The organism is Sphingomonas sp. Leaf38, assembly GCF_001421825.1.
Classification (GTDB): domain Bacteria; phylum Pseudomonadota; class Alphaproteobacteria; order Sphingomonadales; family Sphingomonadaceae; genus Sphingomonas.
Genome location: NZ_LMLD01000009.1, coordinates 334,261 through 356,921, shown reverse-complemented (window position 1 = coordinate 356,921; position 22,661 = coordinate 334,261). Strand labels below are relative to the sequence as shown.

The 22,661-nt window shown below is 66.0% G+C and carries 21 protein-coding genes; 17 read left to right on the top strand and 4 right to left on the bottom strand.

Annotation, left to right across the window (positions count from 1 at the left end; genetic code table 11):
* Positions 1-125 precede the first annotated feature (125 nt).
* From ASE88_RS03935 to ASE88_RS18710, 8 genes are all read left to right on the top strand, one after another.
* Entirely contained in the window at positions 126-935 is an 810-nt protein-coding gene (locus tag ASE88_RS03935; RefSeq protein ID WP_056476397.1) for a class I SAM-dependent methyltransferase, read from the top strand.
* An 82-nt stretch (positions 936-1,017) separates the two neighbouring features.
* Positions 1,018-2,844 carry a DUF885 domain-containing protein gene (locus tag ASE88_RS03930; protein WP_055877182.1) on the top strand — a complete coding sequence of 609 codons (1,827 nt, stop codon included), beginning with the start codon at positions 1,018-1,020 and terminating at the stop codon, positions 2,842-2,844.
* 114 nt (positions 2,845-2,958) lie between these two features.
* Complete coding sequence (locus ASE88_RS03925) at positions 2,959-4,191, top strand: ROK family transcriptional regulator (protein WP_235527807.1); 1,233 nt, start codon at positions 2,959-2,961, stop codon at positions 4,189-4,191.
* 435 nt (positions 4,192-4,626) lie between these two features.
* A complete protein-coding gene (locus tag ASE88_RS03920) occupies positions 4,627-5,394 on the top strand; it encodes an SDR family NAD(P)-dependent oxidoreductase (RefSeq protein WP_056475594.1) in 768 nt (255 codons plus the stop codon).
* A 4-nt stretch (positions 5,395-5,398) separates the two neighbouring features.
* Positions 5,399-6,292: a glycosidase gene (locus tag ASE88_RS03915; RefSeq protein WP_056476394.1), complete on the top strand. Its 894-nt coding sequence runs from the start codon at positions 5,399-5,401 to the stop codon at positions 6,290-6,292.
* A gap of 138 nt (positions 6,293-6,430) precedes the next feature.
* Positions 6,431-7,513, top strand: a complete 1,083-nt coding sequence (locus ASE88_RS03910) for a metallophosphoesterase (protein ID WP_235527806.1) — start codon at positions 6,431-6,433, stop codon at positions 7,511-7,513.
* Positions 7,514-7,614: 101 nt separating this feature from the next.
* Positions 7,615-9,738, top strand: a complete 2,124-nt coding sequence (locus tag ASE88_RS03905; protein WP_082466177.1) for a M3 family metallopeptidase — start codon at positions 7,615-7,617, stop codon at positions 9,736-9,738.
* 433 nt (positions 9,739-10,171) lie between these two features.
* The gene (locus tag ASE88_RS18710; RefSeq protein ID WP_156356896.1) at positions 10,172-10,330 is read left to right on the top strand and encodes a hypothetical protein; all 159 of its coding nucleotides are present in this window, start codon (positions 10,172-10,174) and stop codon (positions 10,328-10,330) included.
* 111 nt (positions 10,331-10,441) lie between these two features.
* Here the strand turns inward: ASE88_RS18710 and ASE88_RS03895 are convergent, their stop codons facing one another.
* Positions 10,442-11,452, bottom strand: coding sequence for a LacI family DNA-binding transcriptional regulator (locus ASE88_RS03895; protein WP_055876250.1), 1,011 nt, complete (start codon positions 11,450-11,452; stop codon positions 10,442-10,444).
* Between the two features lie 125 nt (positions 11,453-11,577).
* Here ASE88_RS03895 and ASE88_RS03890 point away from each other — a divergent pair, with 125 nt between their 5' ends.
* From ASE88_RS03890 to ASE88_RS03850, 9 genes are read left to right on the top strand one after another with little or no spacing between them, the layout of a single operon-like run.
* Positions 11,578-12,816: an MFS transporter gene (locus ASE88_RS03890; RefSeq protein ID WP_055876247.1), complete on the top strand. Its 1,239-nt coding sequence runs from the start codon at positions 11,578-11,580 to the stop codon at positions 12,814-12,816.
* Positions 12,813-13,877 (top strand): sugar phosphate isomerase/epimerase family protein, encoded by a 1,065-nt coding sequence (locus ASE88_RS03885; RefSeq protein ID WP_056475585.1) that lies wholly within the window; start codon positions 12,813-12,815, stop codon positions 13,875-13,877. Before ASE88_RS03890 ends, ASE88_RS03885 begins: the two co-directional genes overlap by 4 nt.
* Positions 13,878-13,894: 17 nt before the next feature.
* Positions 13,895-15,019, top strand: a complete 1,125-nt coding sequence (locus ASE88_RS03880; protein WP_056476388.1) for a Gfo/Idh/MocA family protein — start codon at positions 13,895-13,897, stop codon at positions 15,017-15,019.
* Positions 15,016-15,402: a c-type cytochrome gene (locus ASE88_RS03875; RefSeq protein WP_156356895.1), complete on the top strand. Its 387-nt coding sequence runs from the start codon at positions 15,016-15,018 to the stop codon at positions 15,400-15,402. Before ASE88_RS03880 ends, ASE88_RS03875 begins: the two co-directional genes overlap by 4 nt.
* 13 nt (positions 15,403-15,415) lie before the next feature.
* Positions 15,416-16,327: a hydroxypyruvate isomerase family protein gene (locus ASE88_RS03870; RefSeq protein ID WP_056475582.1), complete on the top strand. Its 912-nt coding sequence runs from the start codon at positions 15,416-15,418 to the stop codon at positions 16,325-16,327.
* A gap of 26 nt (positions 16,328-16,353) precedes the next feature.
* Positions 16,354-17,169 carry a DUF1080 domain-containing protein gene (locus tag ASE88_RS03865; RefSeq protein ID WP_056476382.1) on the top strand — a complete coding sequence of 272 codons (816 nt, stop codon included), beginning with the start codon at positions 16,354-16,356 and terminating at the stop codon, positions 17,167-17,169.
* Positions 17,166-17,747 carry a gluconate 2-dehydrogenase subunit 3 family protein gene (locus ASE88_RS03860; RefSeq protein WP_056475579.1) on the top strand — a complete coding sequence of 194 codons (582 nt, stop codon included), beginning with the start codon at positions 17,166-17,168 and terminating at the stop codon, positions 17,745-17,747. The genes ASE88_RS03865 and ASE88_RS03860 overlap by 4 nt, the downstream gene beginning before the upstream one ends.
* Positions 17,744-18,577 carry a sugar phosphate isomerase/epimerase family protein gene (locus ASE88_RS03855; protein WP_055876236.1) on the top strand — a complete coding sequence of 278 codons (834 nt, stop codon included), beginning with the start codon at positions 17,744-17,746 and terminating at the stop codon, positions 18,575-18,577. Before ASE88_RS03860 ends, ASE88_RS03855 begins: the two co-directional genes overlap by 4 nt.
* 54 nt (positions 18,578-18,631) lie before the next feature.
* Positions 18,632-20,308: a GMC family oxidoreductase gene (locus tag ASE88_RS03850; RefSeq protein WP_056475574.1), complete on the top strand. Its 1,677-nt coding sequence runs from the start codon at positions 18,632-18,634 to the stop codon at positions 20,306-20,308.
* Here ASE88_RS03850 and ASE88_RS18705 read toward each other — a convergent pair.
* The 3 genes from ASE88_RS18705 to ASE88_RS03840 all read right to left on the bottom strand — a co-directional run bounded on the left by ASE88_RS18705 (position 20,305) and on the right by ASE88_RS03840 (position 22,643).
* On the bottom strand, positions 20,305-20,460 hold the full coding sequence (locus ASE88_RS18705; protein ID WP_156356894.1) for a hypothetical protein: 156 nt from the start codon (positions 20,458-20,460) through the stop codon (positions 20,305-20,307). The two genes, ASE88_RS03850 and ASE88_RS18705, sit on opposite strands and share 4 nt — an antisense overlap.
* Before the next feature lie 118 nt (positions 20,461-20,578).
* Entirely contained in the window at positions 20,579-21,988 is a 1,410-nt protein-coding gene (locus tag ASE88_RS03845; RefSeq protein ID WP_056475571.1) for a sensor histidine kinase, read from the bottom strand.
* Positions 21,978-22,643: a response regulator transcription factor gene (locus ASE88_RS03840; RefSeq protein WP_200910139.1), complete on the bottom strand. Its 666-nt coding sequence runs from the start codon at positions 22,641-22,643 to the stop codon at positions 21,978-21,980. The genes ASE88_RS03845 and ASE88_RS03840 overlap by 11 nt, the downstream gene beginning before the upstream one ends.
* Positions 22,644-22,661: the final 18 nt, after the last annotated feature.

The window sequence follows — 22,661 nt, the reverse complement described above, 5'->3', positions numbered from 1 at the left end:
CTTCGACAATATGGGTAATCATGCTGTCCTTTTCCAGAGACGGACGAGCGCGCATCGCGCCTGCGGGCTTGTGGATCGATCACATCCGGGCCACGCTGGCGTCAGCCCATTCCGAAAGGTCGACGATGAACCGCTCTGTCCGTTTCTTGCTCTGCGCTGCCCCCGCTTTGCTCGCTGTGAGCGCACCGATTGCCGCGAGCGCGCAACGCGTGCCTGCGCCGATCGCTGCCGCTGTCGCAGGGGCGACGCGCACGCCATCCAACGTCGCGCGCGACCGCTATCGCCACCCGGCGCAGACGCTCGCCTTTTTCGGTGTCAAGCCGACCGATACGGTGGTCGAGATCTGGCCGTCGGGCGGCTGGTATACCGAGATCCTCGCGCCGCTGACCGCGCGGAATGGTGCGTACTACGCGGCAGGACCGTGGGAGAAGGGCCTGAACGGCGTGCGTGGGATGCAGGCGAAGAATGCCACGACCTATGGCAAGGTCCGGCTTGCGGCGTTCCCCGCCGAGGCCGGCCAGCCAAGCGTCCCCGATGGCAGCGCCGACGTCGTTCTGACGTTCCGCAACGTCCACAACTGGCGGTTTGGCGGCGCGGATCGCGCACGCGCGATGTTTGCGGCGATGTTCAAGATGCTGAAGCCGGGCGGCACGCTTGGTGTCGTCGAGCATCGCCTGCCCGAAGCACGCGATGTCGCAGCCGAGGAAAAGAGCGGCTATATGAAGCCGAGCTCGGTGATCGGCTTCGCGACCGCGGCCGGGTTCAAGCTGGCGGGCACGTCCGAGGTCAACGCGAACCCGAAGGACACGGCGGACTGGCAGGGTGGCGTCTGGACGCTGCCGCCGAGCTATGCGCTGAAGGACGTCGATCGCGCCAAATACGCGGCGATCGGGGAGAGTGACCGGATGACGCTGAAGTTCGTCAAACCGAAGTAAGGCGTCGCTTGCAGCAGGTGGGTCTCCGGCCTACTCCCTCTCGATAGCCGCGTCTTTGCGGAGGGGGAATTTGCCGGTGTCGATCAAGCTGCTGCTCGCTGCGTTTCTTGCAACTGCCGGCGCAACTGCCGGCGCGACGGCGGCGGTCGGCCAGGCCTTGCCGCCGCCAACCGCCCAGCCGGGCGATAGCGCCGAGGATACCAAGCTCAAGGCGCTGTTCTACGCCAGCGACGAGGCGAGCCTGAAGCGCAACCCGGTATCGGCGATCTTTCGCGGCGACCTGCGATATGCGGATCGTCTCGGTGCGTATCTGACAGACGCCTATACCGCAGCCGAGCGCGCGGCCGCGGAGGCCGATCTCGCCGCGCTTGCCCGGATCGATCGCGCGAAACTCTCCGCGGTCGACCAGATCGCGTATGACGTGTTCGGGACAAGCACGCGGATCACGCTGCGTGGCTATGCCCCCGATCTGCTCAAAATCCAGCGCGACCTCCCGATCGATCATATGTCGGGTTTCCAGACCTTCTATCCCGATTTCGCATCGGGGGAGGGGGCGGCGCCGTTCAAGACGCTCGCCGATTACGAGAACAACCTAAAGCGCAACGCCGAATATGCGGCTGTCCTCGACCGCGCGATCGGGTTGTTCCGCGAGGGCATGGCGGACGGCATCGTCCAGCCACGGCTGGTGGTCGACAACATGATCGGCCAGTTCGACAATCTGATCAAGGAAGGCGTCGAGCGTTCGACCTTTGCAGGCCCGCTCAAAACGTTTCCGGCGACCGTTTCGGCGGCGGATCAGGTACGGCTGCGCATCGCCTATGCCACGCAGATTCGCGACGTGATCCTGCCTGCGGAACAGCGGATGCGCGATTTTCTTGCCAACACCTATCGCGCCAAAGCGCGCGACAGCGTCGGGCTGTCCGCCATTCCGGGCGGGGCCAAGCTGTACACGTACCTGATCGAGCAGAACACGACGTTGCCGCTGTCCGCCGACGACGTCCACACTCTCGGTCTGGCAGAGGTCGCGCGGCTGCTGAAGGACATGGGCGTGCAGAAGCAGGCGGTCGGCTTCAAGGGGACGCTGCCCGAGTTCTTCACCTATCTGCGGACCGATCCCAAGTTCGCGCCGGTCTCCGCCGAGGCGCTGCGCGAGGGGTATAAGGCGATCGAGACGAAGATCTATCGCCGGATCCCGGAGCAGTTCTCGCTGCTGCCCAGGACCAAGCTCGAGATCCGCGCGGTGCCCGCGTTCAAGGAGAAGACCGAGGCGGGCGGCTCGTACCAGGGGGGCACGCCCGACGGGACGCGTCCGGGCGTCTTCTATTATAACACCTATGACCTGCCGTCGCGTTACACCTGGGAGATGGAGACGCTGTTCCTTCACGAGGGCGTGCCGGGGCATCATTTCCAGATCAGCCTCGCGCAGGAGAACGAGGCGCTGCCCGCGTTCATGCGATTCGGCGGGAACACCGCCTATGTCGAAGGCTGGGCGCTGTATGCGGAAAGCCTGTGGAAAGAGCTTGGCGTCGAGACCGATCCGTATCAGCGGATGGGCGGGCTGAACGACGAGATGCTGCGCGCGATGCGGCTGGTGGTCGACAGCGGGATCCACGCCAAGAATTGGACGCGCGACCAGGCGATTGCGTATATGCTCGCCAATTCGCCGATGGCGCGCACCGATGCGACCGCCGAGGTCGAGCGCTACATCGCGATTCCGGGGCAGGCGCTGGCGTACAAGATCGGCCAGCTGACGATCGCGCGGACCAAGGCAAAGGCGAAGGCGGCGCTGGGTACGCGCTTCGATCCGCGCGGTTTCCATGCGCAGGTTCTCGACACCGGCGCGCTGCCGATGCCCGTGCTCGAGACGAAGATCGATCGCTGGATCGCGGCAGGTGGACGCGCGGGATGACGACGCGCGCGGTGAGTGCCAAAATAAATCTGTGAATGTTGACCCGCGGGTATCGCTGGGGGGACAATGAGCAATACCAAAATATGATCTCTCAAGATTGCTGGAGGGATAAGGTTGAATTTTTCGGATTTCGAGCCGTCGGTCCACAGCGGTGTCACTGCGGACGAGCGTGCGGTGCGATTGGGGCCCAGCCTGTCGGGGACCAACCTCGAGCGCGCAGGCGACTATAACCAGCGCGTCGTCCTGCAGGTGATCCGGCGTCATCCGGACATCACCCGCAGCGAAATCGCGACGATGACCAATCTGACGTCACCGACCATCGCCAACATCACCGCGCGGCTGTTCGATGCCGAGTTGATCGTCGACGCCGGTCGTCGCACCGGCGTCCGCGGCCAGCCCGCGGTACGGTTGCGGATCAATCCCGACGGCTGTTTCGCGATCGGCCTGAACATCGACCGTGATCATGTGACGCTGGTATCGCTCGATCTGGCGGGCACAGTCAGGTCGCGGTTCACGCGGCAGATCGCGTTCGCGATGCCCGAAGACGTCGTCGCGATCGTCCGGACCGGTATCGCCGAGATCCACCAGAGCGGCGTGATCCGCACCGACCGCGTACTCGGCGTCCGCGTCGCCCTGCCCGACGATCTCGGTCGCGTCGTCCTGCCGCACCGGCCCGAGGGCTATGAGCGGTGGGGCGAGGTCGATCTCCAGGCGCTGCTCGCCGACGTCGTTCCCTGGTCGATCCATATCGATAACGACGCCGCCGCCGCCGCGATCGGCGAGGCGCAGTTCGGCAGCGGGCTCGACCATGCCAGCTTCTTCTACATCTTGATCAGTGCCGGGCTCGGCGGCGGAATCGTGATCGACGGCACCTATTATCGCGGGGCCGATGCGCGCAGCGGGGAAATCGGTTTCCTGCCGCTGACCGGCGATCCGTCGCGGGTGTTGCAGGACATCGTGTCGTTGTCGGCGCTGGCCGAACGGCTCGAAGCCGCGGGGCAGTCGATCGACGGGCTCGATCCCACGCTGGCGTTTCCCGAGGCGCATGCACCGCATCTCGTCGCCTGGCTCGACGAGGCGTCGAGCGCGCTGGTGCCCGCGCTGACCGCGATCAACTGCCTGATCAACCCGGCGGCGATCCTGCTCGGCGGCCGTCTGCCCGATGTGATCCTCGATCGGCTGGCGGCCGAGACGCTGCGCAAATTGTCCGCCACGATGTCCAATATCCCCGCGTCGGCGCCGATCCGCCGCGCCACGCTCTCGCGCGATGCGCCCGCAGTCGGCGCGGCGATCCTGCCGTTTCTCGATCGAATGCTTCCCTCCGATGCTATCCTCATCAAGTCCTGAAAACCCATCATGGGGCGGGGCGTCAGTCGCAGATCGCCCCTTTGAAGATCGGCATGTGCGACCGGGCGAGCGATGCGGAGAAGCGCGCCTGCGACCACTGGCCGCGTCCAGACATGCTGTTGGACGGTCTCGCCGGGCGACGGGCGAACCTGCACCGGCCAGTCCGGGCTGCCGTTCCGATACAGCGTTGTCGCAGCCGTGGCACCGCACAAAGCCAGCGTCGAGATCGTGTTTGCGAACGGACCGTTGCGTCCTGAAAGCGGGTCTTGGTCGCTTCGCCGAACTGATCCGCATCAGGGACGGTCCCTGGTAAGGGTCAGATTGCATTACATCTGGCGTTTGTAAGCCACCGGTCGACCTGACAGCAAATTCATTTGCACCGCGGCGCGGTTAAGCGCTTGCCGCGGATCGAGAAAACAGCCGTCGGGGATTGGCATGCTTGAATATCGGGTCGCGATCGTCACGGGCGGGGAATCGGGCATCGGCGCCGCCTGTGCCAAGGCGCTGGGCGATGCCGGCGCGCGCGTCGTCATCACCTATTATACGGACGTCGCGGCGGCGAATGCGGTCTGCGCGTCGATCGGCGGGGATGACCGCGCGATCGCCGTCGAGACCGATGTCGGTGACGAGTCCGCGGTCGAACAGCTGTTTGCAGTGGCCGAAAAGACGTTCGGCACGGTCGACCTGCTCGTCAATTCGGCAGGGCTCAACATGACCGGGGTCGATCTGGTCGACATGAAACTCTCGCAATTCGACCGGGTCATCCGCTCGGATCTTTACGGACCGTTCCTGACATGCCGGCGGATGGTGCGGGCGCTGGAGGCGAAGGCGGCGAAGGGGCGGATCGTCAACATCTCGTCGATCCACGAGCGCGCGCCGCGGCCCGGCGGGGTCGATTACGATTCGGCCAAGGGCGGCCTGGCGCAGCTGACCGCGACGCTCGCGCTCGAACTTGCGCCGAAGGGGATCGCGGTCAACGGCGTCGCGCCGGGAATGATCCTGACGCCGATGAACCAGTCTGCGCTCGATCATCCCACCGAACTGGCGGCGAAGGAAGCGGCGATCCCTTGGAAGCGTGCGGGGCGGCCCGACGAGGTCGCCGCGCTTGTCCTATTTCTGCTGTCGCCGGCGGCGGAGTACATCACCGGCACGACGGTGACGATCGACGGCGCGCTGTCGCTGACCGTTGCGCAAGGGGCGTGATCCGATGCTGAGCTATGTCGTCGAGGACCTCGACACCGTGACGATCTCGGCCGCGTCGCCGATCGACGGAATGGACCTGATGAGCCCGTTCGTCTGGAAGGAAGGCGATCTGTACCGCGTGATGATCCGCGGCGTGCCGCATCCGCTCGGGCCGCATGATCCGACCGGCATCATCGCCGGCGGGGCAAGTACGGACGGGCTGCACTTCCGAATGGATCCGGGGCTGGCGATCGTGCCGGGGCCGGGGCCTGCCGATCTTGGCGGGTGCGAGGATCCGACCGTGCTGGTGATCGATCGCGAGTATCTGGTCTATTATACCGGCGTCGACGCGGCGCGCGCGCAAGGATCGATGATCCTGGCGGCGGGGCGCGTGCTGAGCGCGCTGGTGAAGCAGGACCTAGTGCTTAAGGCGCCACCGAGCGAGGGCAACATCAAGGAGGCGACGCTCGCGCAGACCGCGGCGGGGGATTGGCGGCTGTTCTACGAATATGCCGCGCACGGGGCATCGCGGATCGGCATGGCGCGCGGACCGACCGCCAAGGGGCCGTGGGCCGTGATGCCCGATCCGTTCGGAATCCGCGAGGACAGCTGGGACAATTGGCACCTATCGACCGGGCCGATCATCCGGATCGCGGGGCAGGATCCGGTGATGTTCTACAATGGCGCGACGCATGACGCGCGGTGGCGGATCGGCTGGATCAGCTTCGATGCCGATTTCACGGCGGTGACCGGCCGGGGGATCGAGCCGATGCTGGTGCCGCCGCCCGCGGTGAGCCGCGAGGCGACCGATATCGCGTTCGCCGCATCGACCGTGATCGAGGGCGACAGGATCGCGCTCTATTATTCGCTCGAGGACCGGATGCTGCGGCGTGCGCTGATCGGCGTCTATTCGCGCTGAAGATTGGGGTGCGTCGGAAATAAATTGCGCCACGCGGGCAGGCGCGGCGGTATCGGGGCTGGCCGTCATCGTTCCCGGGGGCATCGCCAAAGGATAGAGACGATCTTCCAGCTGATTTTTTCGCTGCCGTGCCTGTACGTGATCCTGCGCTGGCTGTGGCCGCTGTCGTTGACGGTGCCGGTCAAGCTGGTCGTCGCGGTGCTGCTGCTGCTGGCGTCGCAGTATCATTCGTGGAGCCGGCTCTCGTCTGGGTCGGTGTTCGCGCCCGAATTTCCCCGCGCCGTCGTGATCGCGTTCAACTGGGCGTTCGGCGCGATCCTGTTGCTCGCCATCCTGCAGATGCTGGTCGATCTCGCGACGCTGGCGACGATGCTGGTGCGACGTGGTGCGGTGGTGCCCGACGCGGTGCGCTATGCGACTGCGGGACTTGCCGCGGTGCTGGCGGCGATCGGCGTCGCCAACGCGATCCGCGTACCGGTCATCAAGGACGTCGAGGTCACGATCCGTGACCTGCCGCCGCAGTTCGACGGATACCGCGTGCTGCAGCTGACCGACCTGCATATCAGCCGGCTGTTTCCCGCGAACTGGGCGCGGGCGGTCGTGACGCGCGCCAATGCGTCGGGCGCGGACCTGATCGTGGTGACCGGAGACTTTATCGACGGGTCGGTGGCGATGCGGCAGGCGGACGTCGCCCCGCTGCGCGACCTGCGCGCGCCGGACGGCGTCTATGCGATCCCCGGCAACCATGAGTATTTCTTCGATTATGCGGCATGGATGCGGCATCTTCAGGGGCTGGGCATCCGCATGTTGCCCAACGCGCATACGCTGCTCACGCGCGGCGATGCGCGGCTGGTTCTCGCGGGCGTGACCGATCTCTCCGCGCCCGCGGTCGGGCAGGCGGGGCCGGATCTTGCCGCGGCGCTGGCCGGTGCGCCGGCTGGGGTGCCGGTCCTGCTGCTCGACCACCAGCCCAAGGCGGCGCGGCAGTCGGCGGCGCGCGGGGTCGCGCTGCAGCTGTCCGGGCATACGCATGGGGGCATGATCCTGGGCTTCGACCGGATCTTTGCGCTCGCCAATGGCGGCTTCGTTTCGGGGCGCTACGACGTCGACGGGATGACGCTGTATGTGAGCAACGGCACCGGGCTGTGGCCAGGCTTCGCGATGCGGCTTGGCCGATGGGCGGAAATGACGCGGATCACGCTGCGGTCGAAGCGCGTCTAGCCTGGTCCGCAACGGCCGGGTGGACGCGATAATCAGACGTTGTGGCGGGTTGACGGTCCATGCAAGAAGAGCGTCATCACTCCTGCCGTAGAGAACCATCGATGCTGCGTTCCACCCTGCTTCGTTCCGCCGCGATTCTGTGCTGCCTTGCCGGTGCCACCACGGTCCAGGCGGCGCGCGTCAACCCGCTGACCGTGCCCAGCACGCTGCCGTTCCAGGCGCCGCGGTTCGACCAGATTACCGACGCCGATTACCAGCCCGCGCTCGAGCAGGGGATGGCCGAGCAGATCGCCGAGATGAAGGCGATCGCCAACAATCCCGCGGCACCGACCTTTGCCAACACGATCGAGGCGATGGAGCGCTCCGGCCGGACGCTCGACCGCGCCAGCCAGGCGTTCTTCGGGGTGTCGCAGGCGAACACCAACGACGTGCTCGACAAGGTCCGCAGCATCGAGGCGCCCAAGCTCGCGCAGCATAGCGATGCGATCTATCTCGATCCCAAGCTCTTCGCGCGCGTGCAGGCGCTGTATGCGAAGAAGAATACGCTCGGTCTCGACGCCGAGCAGCGCCAGGTGCTGGAGATCTATCACAGCGATTTCCTCCATGCCGGCGCGCAATTGAACGACGCCGATAAGGCGAAGCTGCGGCTGCTGAACACGCAGATCTCGACCGCGACGACCGACTTCCAGCAGAAGCTGCTCGCGGGCACGAAGGCGGGCGCGCTGGTGATCGACGACAAGGCCAAGCTCGCCGGGCTGAGCGACGCCGAGATCGCCGCCGCGGCGGAAGGCGCCAAGGAGCGGGGGATGCCGGGCAAATATGTCCTGTCGCTGCAGAACACGACGCAGCAGCCGGCGCTCGCGTCGCTGAGCGATCGTGCGACCCGCGCCGCGCTGTTCGAGAAGAGCTGGAACCGGTCGCAGCGCGGCGACGCGACCGATACGCGTGCGCTGATTTCGAAGATCGCGCAGTTGCGGGCGCAGAAGGCCAGGCTGCTCGGCTATCCGAACTATGCCGCCTATTCGCTGTACGACCAGATGGCCAAGACCCCGGCGGCGGCCAAGGGCTTCATGACGCAGCTCGTGCCCGCGACAGCCGCGGAGCAGCGGCGTGAGGCCGCCGAGTTGCAGAAGACGATCGACGCGACCGGCGCTTCGTTCCCGCTCGCGCCGTCGGACTGGGATTTCTATTCGGACAAGGTGCGCAAGGCTAAGTACGACCTCGACCAGAACGAGCTGAAGCCGTATTTCGAGATCGGTCGCGTGTTGCAGGACGGCGTGTTCTTCGCCGCCAATGAGCTCTACGGCGTCAGCTTCAAGGAACGCCGCGACATCCCGACCTATCAGCCGGACATCCGGGTGTTCACTGTCTACGACAAGGACCGCTCCGAGCTCGGGCTGATGTATTTCGATTACTGGAAGCGCGACAACAAGGCGGGCGGCGCGTGGATGTCGAACTTCGTCGGCCAGTCGAAGCTGCTGAAAACCAAGCCGGTCGTCTACAACGTCGGCAATTTCACCAAGCCGGCGCCGGGCCAGCCCGCTTTGATCACGTTCGACGACGTGACGACGATGTTCCACGAGTTCGGGCATGCGCTGCACGGGCTGTTCGCGAACCAGACCTATCCGCTGGTGTCGGGCACCAACACCGCGCGCGACTGGGTCGAGTTCCCGTCGCAGTTCAACGAGCATTGGGCGCTCGATCCCAAGGTGTTCGCCAACTATGCCAAGGATTACCGCACCGGCGCGGTGATGCCGCAGGCGCTGGTCACGAAGATCAAGAACGCGGCGAAGTTCAACCAGGGCTATGAGCTCGGCGAGCTGGTCGCCGCAGCCACGCTCGATCAGGACTGGCATTCGTTGCCGGCCTCGGCGGGGCCGCAGGACGTCGATGCGTTCGAGACGAAGGCGCTCAACACGATGGGGCTCGACACGAAGGATGTCCCGCCGCGCTATCGCACCAGCTATTTCGCGCACATCTGGGCGGGTGGCTATGCCGCGGGATATTACGCGTATCTATGGACGCAGATGCTCGATAACGATGCCTATGCGTGGTTCACGGCGCATGGCGGCCTGACGCGCGCGAACGGGCAGCGCTTCCGCGACATGATTCTGTCGAAGGGCCACACGCAGGAATACGCCCCGATGTTCAAAGCGTTCTACGGCAAGGATCCCGATATCGGCCCGATGCTCGAGGATCGCGGCCTGAAGGCGACTGCCGAGTAATGCGGTGAATGCGCATGGCGGCGCTGCTCGTCATCGTCTCGCCGGTGTCGAGTCCGCGTCGCCGACGCATACGGGAATCGTCGTGCGGCGCGTGGCGGCATCGTGTCGACGATCGATCCGTGCCCGACCTTAGGCTATGGCGCACCCTGTCGTGACATGATCCGCGTGGCGATCCACGGCAGCTTGCTCGATTTTCAACGATCTTGGCGTCGTCTCCGGCAGGGTGCCTAGCGCGGCACGGCGCGGGCCGCAGTCCAACGGTGCCGGCATCGTCGAGGGCGTCGGCAGGGCGTTACCGACTAGCGATCGGGGATGACGTCTTGCCGTACTTCCTTCCCGGCCGATAGGACGGGCCGCCGACGATCGGCGACAGCCGGGCGACGGGATCGACGGCTTTGCGCAGCGCCATGCCGTGCACCCCGCGACCACGTTCATGCACGCGCCACCGGGCTATGACTTGGTGGTCGGGGCAGCAACGATCACGACTGCGGGGCTGACCGGCTGGCACGCGCAGGTGGTCCATGTCGGATCGAACGCGGGCGACCCCGGGTTGCTGCTCAGCACCGGCGGCGTGTCGATCCGGGCATTGTAGATCGTCACGGTGATGGGAGCGATCGTTGCGATCACCTCGTCGTCGGCTGCCAAGCTGACGCCGCCAAGGCGCTCGGTGCCGATTTACACGCAACGGCGAGGGCAAGACCGGTCATCGATCCCTCGAATGAGGTCGTGCGGTACTGCTTCGAATGATCAATTCGTGCCGCAGCGTGACCTGCCGTGAAGCACTGTCGACGCCGCGCAGGATATCGACGAGCAGATCGACGGTGCGGCGGCCAATCATGCTCTTGGGCTGCGCGATCGTGGTCAGCGGCGGCTGGAAATAGCGCGCGAGCGGCAGATCGTCGAAGCCGATCACCGAGATATCAGCCGGGCAGGACAGCCCCGCGTCGCCGATCGCGCTAAGGGCGCCCATCGCCATTTCGTCGCTGAAGCAGAAGATCGCCGTCATCGCCTGCGCAAGCAGGTCGCGGGCGTGGTCGACGGCCGAGCGCGCGGAATAATCGCCGATTCGGATGTGCAGGCTGTCGCGCAGGCCAGCGCGGGTCGCGGCGTCGATCGCGCCCGCCAGGCGATCGCGGCTGATCGGGCTGACCTCGGGCCCGGTGACCACGCCTATCCTGCGATGGCCAAGTCCGATCAGATGCTTGATCGCGTCGGCGCTCGCTGCGGCGTTGTCGATATGGACGCTCGGGACGCCGAGATCGGGGCTGTATTCACAACCGTTGACGATCGGCGCGGCCGCCCCTTTGCGCGCCAACAAAGACGCGAGGCGGGCGGGCAAGCGGTGGCCTAGGAAGATCAGTCCATCGACTTCGCGGCGCGAGAGCATGTCGGCATATTGATCCTCGACCTCGGGATCGTGCCGCGTGTCGCCGACGACGACCGAATAGCCCGCGTCGCGTGCAGCCTCTTCGGCGCCGCGGATGACGCTGGCGAAGAAGGCGTTCGAGATGTCAGGCACGGTGAGCAGGATCTTGGCGGCGCGCAATGTCCGCAGGCTCCGCGCGGCGACGTTGGGCGCGTACCCGGACTCGCGGACGACCGCGAGCACGCGCGTGCGCGTGTCTTCGGACACCTGTTCGGGGCGGCTGAGCACTCGCGACACGGTGGCGGTGGAAACCCCCGCAAGCGCGGCCACTTCGATGATCGTCGGCATAGGGGCGTCATGGATCCGGTCGTCGGCACTGTCGATATATATCCGATGTAATCCTTTACATTCGTTGCCAGGCTCCGTAGCCTTGGCGTCGACAAGCAGGCAAACTGCGATCGGAGAGGTAGCGAATGGCGCTTGCAAGCGAGGGATCCCAAGTCACGACGAGCGGTCTTCTGACCGGCCGCCTGAGCGCGATGATGTTCATGCAGTTTTTCGTCTGGGGCGCCTGGACCGTCACCCTTGGTCTCGTGATGCAGACGGTCGGGATCGGTACTCTGATCGGTAACGCCTTTTCTGTCGGGCCGATCGCCTCGATCGTCGGGTCGTTCCTGCTCGGGATGGCGGCGGCGCGCTATGTAAGCCCGCGGATGCTGATGGTGATCCTGCACCTAGTCGGCGGCGTGCTGCTGTTTGTGCTGCCGTCGTTGGTGACGCCGGAGGGCGGGCAGACCTTCGTCTGGCTGCTGCTCTGCTACATGATCCTCTATATGCCGACGGTCGGCCTCGCCAACACGATCGCGCTGAAGAGCTTTGGCGAGCGCACCGACAAGTTCCCGTTCGTCCGCGCGTTCGGGACGCTCGGCTGGATCGCCGCCGGCCTCATCATTGGCTGGGCCGGCCTGTCCGCAAGCCCGCAGATCTTCCGCGTCGCGGCGGTCGTGTCGATTGCACTGGGGCTCTATAGCATCACGTTGCCCAACGTCGCGTCGGACGCGCCGCGCGACGAGAGCGTCCTTCGCCAGGTGTTCTGCGTCGAGGCGTTCGGGCTGCTCAAGCAGCGCTCGTTCCTGATCTTCATCACGTGCGCGACGCTCATCTCGATCCCGCTGGCGATGTATTACGCCTATGCCTCGCCCTATATCGGCGCGACGGGGATCAGCAATGTGGGGGGCACGCTGGCGATCGGGCAGATGTCCGAACTGGTTTTCATGTTCTCGATGCCATGGTTGTATCGGCGGTTCGGTGTGAAGCCGCTGCTGCTGGTCGGCATGGCAGCCTGGGCGTTGCGATACGCGCTGTTCGCGATCGGCGACGGCGGTTCGTCCTTGTGGGCGGTGTATCTCGGCGTCGCGCTGCACGGCGTGTGCTACGACTTCTTCTTCGTCGCCGGCGCGATCTATACCGGTACGATCGCGACCCCCAAGGGTGTCAACGCGCAAGCCCAGGGCATGCTGACGCTGTTCACCTACGGCGTCGGGATGCTGCTCGGCTCGCAGATCGGCGCGCTGCTCTACGCGCAGCTCCCCGCGTCGCCGAGCATCGTCGACTGGCAGCATATGTGGTGGTATCCCGCGATTGCCGCGGCGGTGATCGCGCTGTTGTTCCAGGTCACGTTCCGCGACGACACCAGGGCGCGCGGAGCATGACCGGCATGAAGGGACCTGGAATATTCCTCGCCCAGTTCCTCGGGAATGAGGCTCCGTTCGACACGCTCGACGGGCTGGCGAAATGGGCGGGCGGGCTCGGCTATGTCGGGGTGCAGATCCCATGCAACGCGCAGTTGATCGACCTCAAGCTTGCCGCCGAGAGCGTGACCTATTGCGACGAGATCCGCGGCGGGTTGGCCAGATACGGCATCGAAATCACCGAATTGTCGACCCATCTGCAAGGCCAGCTGGTCGCGGTCCACCCCGCCTACGATACGCTCTTCGACGGATTCGCCCCGCCCGAGGTCCACGGCAAGCCGGCCGAGCGGCAGGTATGGGCGGTCGAACAGGTCAAGCTCGCCGCACGCGCGAGTGCCAATCTTGGGTTGTCTGCGCATGCGACCTTCTCGGGCGCGCTGGCATGGCCCTATGTCTATCCCTGGCCGCAACGCCCCGCCGGGCTGATCGAGGAGGCATTCGCCGAACTCGCACGCCGCTGGACCCCGATCCTCGACGTGTTCGAGGACACTGGCGTCGATTGTGCGTTCGAAGTCCATCCGGGCGAGGACGTCCATGACGGTGCGACCTGGGAGCGGTTCCTCGCCGCAGTCGACAATCATGCGCGCGCGCGCCTGTTGTTCGATCCGTCGCACTTCGTGTTGCAGCAGCTCGATTATCTCGACTTCATCGATCGCTATCACGACCGGATCTCGTGTTTCCACGTCAAGGATGCCGAGTTCAACCCGACCGGGCGAACCGGCGTTTATGGCGGCTACGAGAATTGGGTCGACCGCGCGGGCCGGTTCCGCTCGCTCGGCGACGGGCAGGTCGATTTCTCCGCGATCTTCAGCAAAATGGCGCACTATGGGTATGACGGCTGGGCGGTGCTCGAATGGGAGTGTGCGCTGAAACGGTCGGAAGACGGCGCCCGTGAAGGCGCGCCATTCATCCGCGATCACATCATCCGCCGGGGTGACCGCGCGTTCGACGACTTCGCCGCCAGCGGCGTCGACCGCACCGCGATCCGCGCGCTGCTCGGTCTGTCGGAGGACCGGTCGTGAGCCGGCTGCGGCTCGGCATGGTCGGCGGCGGGGAGGGGGCGTTCATCGGCGCGGTCCATCGCATGGCGGCCGCGCTCGACGGCGATTGGGACGTGGTGGCGGGCGCGTTCAGCACCGATGGAGGGCGCAACGTGCGGACCGGCGACCTGCTTGGGCTCGATCCGCAGCGCGTTTATCCTTCGCTCGACGCGCTGATCGAGCGCGAACGCGCCTTGCCGGAGAGCGAGAAAATCGATGCGCTCGCGATCGTGACGCCGAACCATCTGCACGCGCCGATGGCGATCGCCGCGCTAGACGCGGGGTTCCACGTCTTCTGCGAAAAGCCGATGGCGATGAGTGTCGTCGAGGCCGAGGCGATCGCGGCCGCCGCCAAGGCCAGCCGCCGACGGTTCGCGCTGGCATTCACCTATAGCGGCTACCCGATGATCGAAGAGGCGCGCGCGCGTACCGCCCGCGGCGATTTCGGCGCGATCCGGCTCGTCCAGGTCGAATATCTACAGGGCTGGCTCAGCCAACCGATCGATACCGACGGCAACAAGCAGGCCGAATGGCGGACCGATCCCGCGCGCGCCGGGCTTGGCGGGTGTCTTGGCGACATCGGCACACACGCGTTCCAGCTCGCCGAGCATGTATCGGGGCTGGCCGTGCAATCGGTATCCGCCGATCTGACGACACATGTCGAGGGTCGACGGCTCGACGACGACGTCAGCGCGTTGCTGCGGTTCGAGGGCGGCGCGCGCGGCGTGCTCAAGGCGAGCCAGGTCGCGGCGGGCGAGGAGAACGGGCTGCGGTTGCGCATCCACGGCGAGCGCGGCGGGCTCGACTGGGCGCAGATGGAGCCCAATACGCTGACGTTACGCTGGCTCGATCGTCCCGCCGAGATCGTTCGGACCGGTGGCCCCGGACTGCACGACGGCGTGGCCGCGTTGATGCGTACACCCGCGGGACATCCCGAGGGCTATATTGAAGCATTCGCCAACTTGTACCGCGCCTTCGCCTCGGCGATTCGCGGTGACGCTGGCAATCGCTGGTGTCCGGGCGTGATCGATGGCCTGCGCACGATGCGCTTCATCGAGGCGGTGATCGCCAACGCAGGATCTGACCAGAAATGGACTTTAGTGACGTCGGGAGAGAATGAATGAAGCTGCTCATGGCTATAGTTGCGGGAAGTATCGCGGCGGTTGCGGCGGTCACGGCCTCCGCGCCGACCACTGCACAGTCGACCCCGGCCTCACCACCGGCGTTCGCCGCGTGCCGCGCCTGTCACACCGTCGTGAAGGGCGGCCGCAACGGCATCGGCCCCAATCTTTACCGCGTGGTCGGTCGTGCTGCTGCGGCGATGCCCGGCTTCAACTATTCGGCCGCGATGAAGGCCTCGAAGCTGCGTTGGGACGAGCAGACGCTGAACGAGTATCTTGCGGCTCCGCAGAAGAAGGTGCCCGGCACGCGCATGCCGATCGCGACACCCGATCCGGCCAAGCGCGCGGCGATCATCGCGTATCTCAAGTCCGAGGGGTCGAAATGATGGGGCGCACCGCATGACGCTCTCGCGCAGAACGCTACTTGGCGCGGCCGCCGCGGCGTCGCTGGTGCCGGGGATGGCCGCGGGGCAACGCCGCAGCAGCAATGCGGCACGCTTCTCGCTCGCCTATGCGCCGCACGAGGGCAGCTTCGCCAGTCGCGGGGGACGGATCGAGCAGATCGCCTATGCCGCCGATCAGGGCTTCACCGCCTGGGAGGACAACGAGGCGGCGACGCGATCGGTGGCCGAGCAGGAGGAGATGGCGAAGGCGCTCGCGCAGCGCGGCATGACGATGGGCGTGTTCGTCGCCAGCATGCCCAAATGGTCGAAGTCGCGACCGTTGCTCGGCGCGACCGACGGCGCCGAGCGCGAGGCATTTCTTGCCGACATCCGCGCTTCGCTTGACGTTGCCAAGCGGTTGAACGCCAGGCGGATGACCGTCGTCACCGGCTTCATGGATCCAAAGGTGCCGGTCGATATCCAGACCGCGCGCGTGATCGACGTGATGCGGCGCGCGGGCGATATCGTTGCGCCGTCAGGCGCGGCGATGGTGATGGAGCCGCTCAACACGCGGACCAACCATCCCGGCGTCTATATGCAGACGGTATCGCAGGGCTACGCGGTCGCGCGCGGCGCCAACAGCCCCGCGGTCAAGGTCCTCGCCGACCTGTATCACGAGCAGATCCAGTCGGGGAACCTGATCCCGACGCTCGACACCTGCTGGAACGAGATCGGCTATATCCAGTTCGGCGACAATCCAGGGCGCAACGAACCGTCGACCGGCGAGATCAACTTCGCCTCGATCGTGAAGTGGCTGAAGGCGAAACGCTATACCGGCGTGATCGGGATGGAACACGGCAATTCGATCGCTGGCCGCGCGGGTGAGGATCGCCTGATCGCCGCCTATCGCGAGATCGACGCGGCATGAGGGGGATGAGGATGAAGACGGGTGTGATGGCGGGAGTCATCGCGGCGATGGGGCTGACGACGGCAGGGCCGGTCGCGGCGCAGGAGAAGCCGGGGTTCAAGGACACGCCGATGCTGCCCGGCGGACAATGGCGCGTCCATGATGCCGACCGGCCCGCGCCGATCGTCGTCGCACCGGCCGCCATGCCCGGCGGCGCGCCTGCGGATGCGATCGTGCTGTTCGACGGCCGTTCGCTCGATGCCTGGAGGGCCGATCGCATCGCATGGCCGATCGCAAACGGCGCGCTGACGATCCCGTCGCGCGCGGCAAGCGGCGGCGAGAACAACCTCGTCTCCAAACAGAGCTTCGGCGACGTTCAGATGCATCTCGAATTCCGCTCGCCGTATCCGCCGACCAAAAACTCGCAGGATCGCGGCAACAGCGGGATCTGGTTCATGCAACGCTACGAATTGCAGATCCTCGATGGGTCACAGAACCCGACCTATGCCGATGGCACCGTCGGCGCGGTCTATGGCTGGAAGCCGCCGCTCGTGAACGCCGCGCGCAAGCCGGGCGAGTGGCAGACCTACGACATCGTGTTCGAACGGCCGCGCTTTGCCGCGAACGGCAGTCTGGTTCGCCCCGCGTATGTCACCGCGCTACTGAACGGCGTGCTCGTGCAGAATCACCAGGCGATGCTCGGCACGACGATCTGGCGCAAGGTCGCGAGCTACGCTGCACACGCGGACGCCGCGCCGATCCAGTTGCAGGATCACGATTCACCAGTGTCGTTTCGCAATATCTGGGTCCGTCCGCTGACCGAGGCGGCGATCGCGCAAGATCTGAAGAAGGACGGTAAATGATCGATCGCAGAACTGCGCTCGCCGGCGTCGTCGGCATGTTCGGCAGTGCCCTTTTCGCCCCGATCGCGCGCGCCGCCGGCGTCGGGCAAGCGCCAGGCTCGGCCGCCGGCATCCCGGCGATCAGCGAAGGTCCGCCGAGCGTCGCGGTGTTCACGGCCTCCCAGCGTGCGCTCATGACTGCGCTCAGCGAACGCGTCGTTCCGACTACTGATACGCCGGGAGCGATTGCCGCCGGCGTTCCGGCTTACATCGAAAAGCTGCTCGCCGACTGGGCTGCACCCGCCGATCGGGTGCCGATCCTCGCCGGGCTCGACGCGATCGAGGCGCGCTGTCTGAAGGACTATAAGGTGCCCGGCGCAGGCGCGACCGCGGCGCAGCACGACGCGCTCCTGACGCTGGCGATGAACGACCAGATCCCGTCGGGCGGCGTGTTCTTCGAAGCGTTCCGGCAGCTCGTGATTACCGGCTATTACACGTCGGAAATCGGCATGACGCAGGAGCGCGAATATCTGCCGGTGCCGGGCGAGTATAACGGCGCATTCCCCTATTCTCAGGTCAATAAGGTATATTCCGCATGATCCTCAGCCGTCGCAACCTGCTCGCCGGCTCGGGCGCCGCCGCGGCGCTCGCGTTCGTGCCCACCGCCTCCGCCGCGCAGCTGAAGGCGATCGGCCTGCAGCTCTACACGATCCGCGACATCTTCTCGAAGGACCCGTTCGGGACGCTCAAGCAGGTCGCGCAGATCGGCTATCGCGAAGTCGAGTTCGGCGGTGGCGGCTATGAGGGCATGGACCATGCGAAGCTGCGCCGGACGATGGACACGCTCGGTTTGACAGCGCCGTCGGTGCATATCGGTTATGACGCGCTGCTTCAGCGGTTCGACCAGTCGGTCGCGATGGCCAAGACGCTCGGCGCGACCACCGTCGTGCTGCCGTACATGACCGACGAGCATCGCAACGAGCAGGGTTGGAGCGCAGCACTGCCGAACTTCAACCGGTTCGCCAAAGACCTGAAAAGGGCCGGGCTCGGCTTCGCGTATCACAACCACGATTTTGAATTCACGATCAAACCGGGCGGCGTCAGCCTGTACGAGCGGCTGCTGAAGGAGACCGATCCGACGCTCGTGAAGCTCGAACTCGACCTGTACTGGGCGTTGCATGCGGGTGAAAACCTGACGACGCTGATCGAACGCCTGTCGCAGCGGCTCTACGCCTATCACGTCAAGGACATGCGGCCCGATCGCAGCATGGCCGCGGTCGGTGCAGGCACGGTCGATTTCGCCGCGCTCTTCAAACTGAAGGCCAGCGCCGGCGTCCGGCATTTCTACGTCGAGAATGATCAGGCCCCCGCGCCGTATCTGCCCGACATCACAACGAGCTTCCGGACACTGCGCGCCCTCCGCTTTTAAACGGGGGTGATCTTGAAGCGTGTGTTTCTGACTGAGAATTAGGAGAGGAAGATCATGGCTGAGACCAACAGGTTCGACGCGATCGTCATTGGTTCGGGCGTAAGCGGCGGTTTCGCCGCAAAGGAACTGACCGAAAAGGGATTACGCGTCCTGATGCTGGACCGCGGCAAGATGGTTGAGCACGGCGAGGGCTACACCTACGACGGCAAGCCGGCTTACGAGGTGCCCGCGCGCAACATCATGCCCAAGGCATTGATGGACAGCGATTATTTCATTGCCAAGCATGGCTATGTCTCGCCGAGCAACCGGGAATTCTACAATGACGACCGGTTGAACCCCTATGCCTATGACGAGGGCGAAAAATTCTATTGGATCCGCCCCGCTGCGGTGGGCGGCAAGTCGATCATCTGGGGGCGCTGGTGCTTCCGTTGGAGCCCGGAGGATTTCGAGGCGAACAAGCGGGACGGCATCGATGGCGACTGGCCGATCCGCTATGACGACGTCGCGCCGTGGTACAGCTATGTCGAGAAATATATCGGCGTATCCGGCTCGCGCGAGAACCTCGCACATCTTCCGGATAGCGAGTTTCAACCGCCGATGCCGATGAACATCGCCGAGAAGTGGTTGAAGCAGGGGCTCGAAACGAAGTTCCCCGGCCGGAAGCTGATCAATACGCGGCTGTCGAATATGACCGAGGACAAGCCTGATCAGAACCGCACCAAGTGCCAGTTTCGCAATCAATGCAGCAACGGCTGTTCGTTCGGTGCCTATTTCTCGACCCAGGCGGTGACGTTGCCCGCCGCGCGCGCGACCGGTCGCCTGACGCTGAAGTCCGACGCGGTCGTCACCAATCTCGCCTATGACGCGGCGCGCAAGAAGGTTACCGGCGTCCGCTATATCGATGCGAAGACAGGGCAGGTGGAAACGGTGCAGGCCGATCTCGTCTTCCTCTGCGCTTCCGCGATCGCCTCGACGCAGATCCTGCTCAACTCGCGCGCACCGGGCAGCGATCGCAGCTATTTCGACGCCAGCGGCACGCTTGGGCGCTACGTGATGGATCACATCTTCCGCGTCGGGGTCGAAGGCGACATTCCCGGCATGGATGAATTCATCGAGTTCGGTCGCCGTCCAGGCGGTGTCTATATCCCGCGCTTTCGCAACGTCGGTAGCGACGAGGGTGTCGGCTTCAAGCGCGGCTATGGCTATCAGGGCAGCGCTTTCCGTAGCCCCGCCGCCCCGGTCGGATTCGGCGCATCGATGAAGCAGGGCATGCGCAAATATGCGCCGTGGCGGTTCAGCATGGGCGCGTTCGGCGAGTGCCTTCCCTATGCCGACAACCGCGTGTCGCTCCATCAGAATAAGGTCGACCGGTTCGGCGTGCCGCTGGTCCGCTTCGACGTGACCTTCCGCGACAATGAGCTGAAGATGATGTCCGACGCGCGGACGCAGGGCGAGGCGATGCTCAAGGCCGCGGGCCTGACCAACGTCAAGAGCACGGAACGCGAGCATGTCCCCGGCGATGCGATCCACGAGATGGGCGGCGCCCGGATGGGTCGCGACCCGCGCACGTCGGTGCTCAACGAGTGGAGCCAGGCGCATGCGGCGTCGAACCTGTACGTCACCGACGGCGCGCAGATGGCATCGATCTCCTGTGTGAACCCGTCGCTGACCTTCATGGCGCTCACTGCCCGCGCGGCCGACCATGCGGTCAAGCAGATGAAGAAGGCCTAGGCCGGTCGGGCGTTTGCGGTATGCGCCGACGCCCGCCCCGCACGCATGTCGCGTTCACGCAGCGGGGCGCTCTCGTCGATCGGCGACAACGAAGGATCGTAGTCGCCGATAGTCGCGACCAGGAACGCCATCCTGAACGTACCGTCGATCACGACGATATCGGCGCGCTGCGCTTCGTGCAGCCCGTCCGGGATGATCGCCGCCCGCGTCGTGCTCGTGTCGTGCCCGCTTCGCGCGCCCGTCGATGATCGCGATCCACATGACGTGGTTTTATGCGGTGTCGTCGGGGCTAGTCAGCGGCTGCGGGAAGCGCAGGATGACGGTTGTGCCAACGCCCGCGTCGCCAAACCCGACGGTGGCGTCCAGCCGTGCCGCGGCCGAGCGGACGATTGCGAGACCCAGGCCACTGCCTTCCGGGCCGTTGATGTCGCCGAACCGGACGAAACGGTCGAACGCCGTGTCGCGGTGCGCAGCGGCGATGCCGGGACCATCGTCGGCGATGGTGACCGACGTCCCGGAAGGCTCGACCGTGATCGTAACCGTCACCGTGCCGCCCGGTCGGTTGTAGCGGATCGCATTGTCGATCAGGTTGGCGAGTATTTCGAAAATCAGCGTGCGGTGGCCGGGTACCATCGGGACAACCTGCGCGTCGCCCTCGAGCGTCAGGTCGATACCGGCCTCGATCGCCTGACTGAAGTGTCGGGTGATGACCGCCGCGGCCACCTCGCGCAGGTTTACCGCCTCCAGCGGAGCGGACACGCCGGCTTCTTCGGCACGCGCGAGCGCGAGGAGCTGGGTCACCAGCCGTTCGAGGCGGACAATCGCGTCGGCGATCTCGTCGAGGGCCTCGATGCGCTGGGCATCCGATCCGCGGCGGGCGAGCGCGACTTGCACTTTCAGTACCGACAGCGGCGTGCGCATCTGATGCGAAGCATCGGCGGTGAAGCGACGGACGCCGACGGTGGCGGTGTCGAGCTGAGCCAGGAGCCGATCGAACGCGCCGGAGAGCGGCCGCAATTCGCTCGGGAGCGGCCCCGTGTCGAGCGGTGAGAAATCGGGGCGCGCACGCTCGTCGCGCGCCTCGACCGCGCCGCGCAGGCGCGCGAGCGGGCGCAGCGACCAGCCGAGCGCGGGACGCAACAACAGCGCGGCGGCGCCGACCAGGACGCATTCGCCGATCAGCAGCGCGAGCATTAGACGCCGGGTGAGCGCGCCCCGATTGTCGAGCGTTTCGGCGATCTGGACGATGACCGGCTGGTCGATCCGGGGGAGCGAGCGGCGGACCTCGGCGATGCGGATCTGCTGGTCGCGGTAGCGCGCGAACCGATAGCGCGGCACGTCGACCGCGAGCGTCGCGGGGTCTGGCGAGGGCAGGTCGGCATAGCCTGTCAGCAGATCGTTCCCTACGGCGACGCGGTAGTAGACGTTGTCGCGCTCGGTGTTCTCCAGCATTCCGAACGCCGCGGCGGGAAGGTCTAGCGTCACCTCGCCGCGCTCCACCTGCACCGTCTCCGCGATAGCGCCGAGTGCGCCGCCGAGCACGCGGTCGTTGGTACGGCGGACGACGTCGGCGATCAGCGTCGCGCCGACCACGCCGATCAGGATCGCGGCGGCCAACAGCGGGCCGAGCACCGCCGCCAGCAGCCGCGTCCGCAGCGCCGGCGCGCGCTCAGCCGGCATCGAGCATATAGCCGACGCCGCGCACCGTGCGGATACCGGGGCCGTCGGGCGCGAGCTTCGTCCGCAGCCGCGTGACATGGACCTCGATCGCGTTGTCGCCGACCGGCTCGTCGAACCCGAACACCTCGCCGATCAGCAGCTCGCGCGGCACCACGCGGCCGGCACGCGTCGCCAGCGCCTCCAGCACCGCGCGTTCGCGGCGACGCAGGTCGAGCGCGCGGCCGGCGATATCAGCGTCGCCGGACGACCGGTTGATCGTCAGCGTCCCGACCACGAGCACTGGCAGCGGATCGCCGCCACGCCGCCGGCCGAGCGCCCGCACGCGCGCCTCCAGCTCTTCGGGCTCGAACGGCTTGCGCAGATAATCGTCGGCGCCGAGATCGAGCCCGCGCACGCGGTCGTCGAGCGCATCGCGCGCAGTGAGCATCAGCACCGGCACGCGCTCGCCGCGCCGCCTGAGCGTTTCGAGCACCGAGAACCCGTCGATACCCGGCAGCCCGACGTCGAGAATGACGAGCGCATAGGGCTCGCCCGCGACCACCGACAGCGCCTCCTCGCCGGTCGCGACGTGATCGACCGCGTTGCCGCCGGCACGCAACAGCGCGGCGATACTGCGCGCGAGCGCCGCGTCGTCTTCGATCAGCAGGATGCGCACAACGGCTCGTCCTTCGCC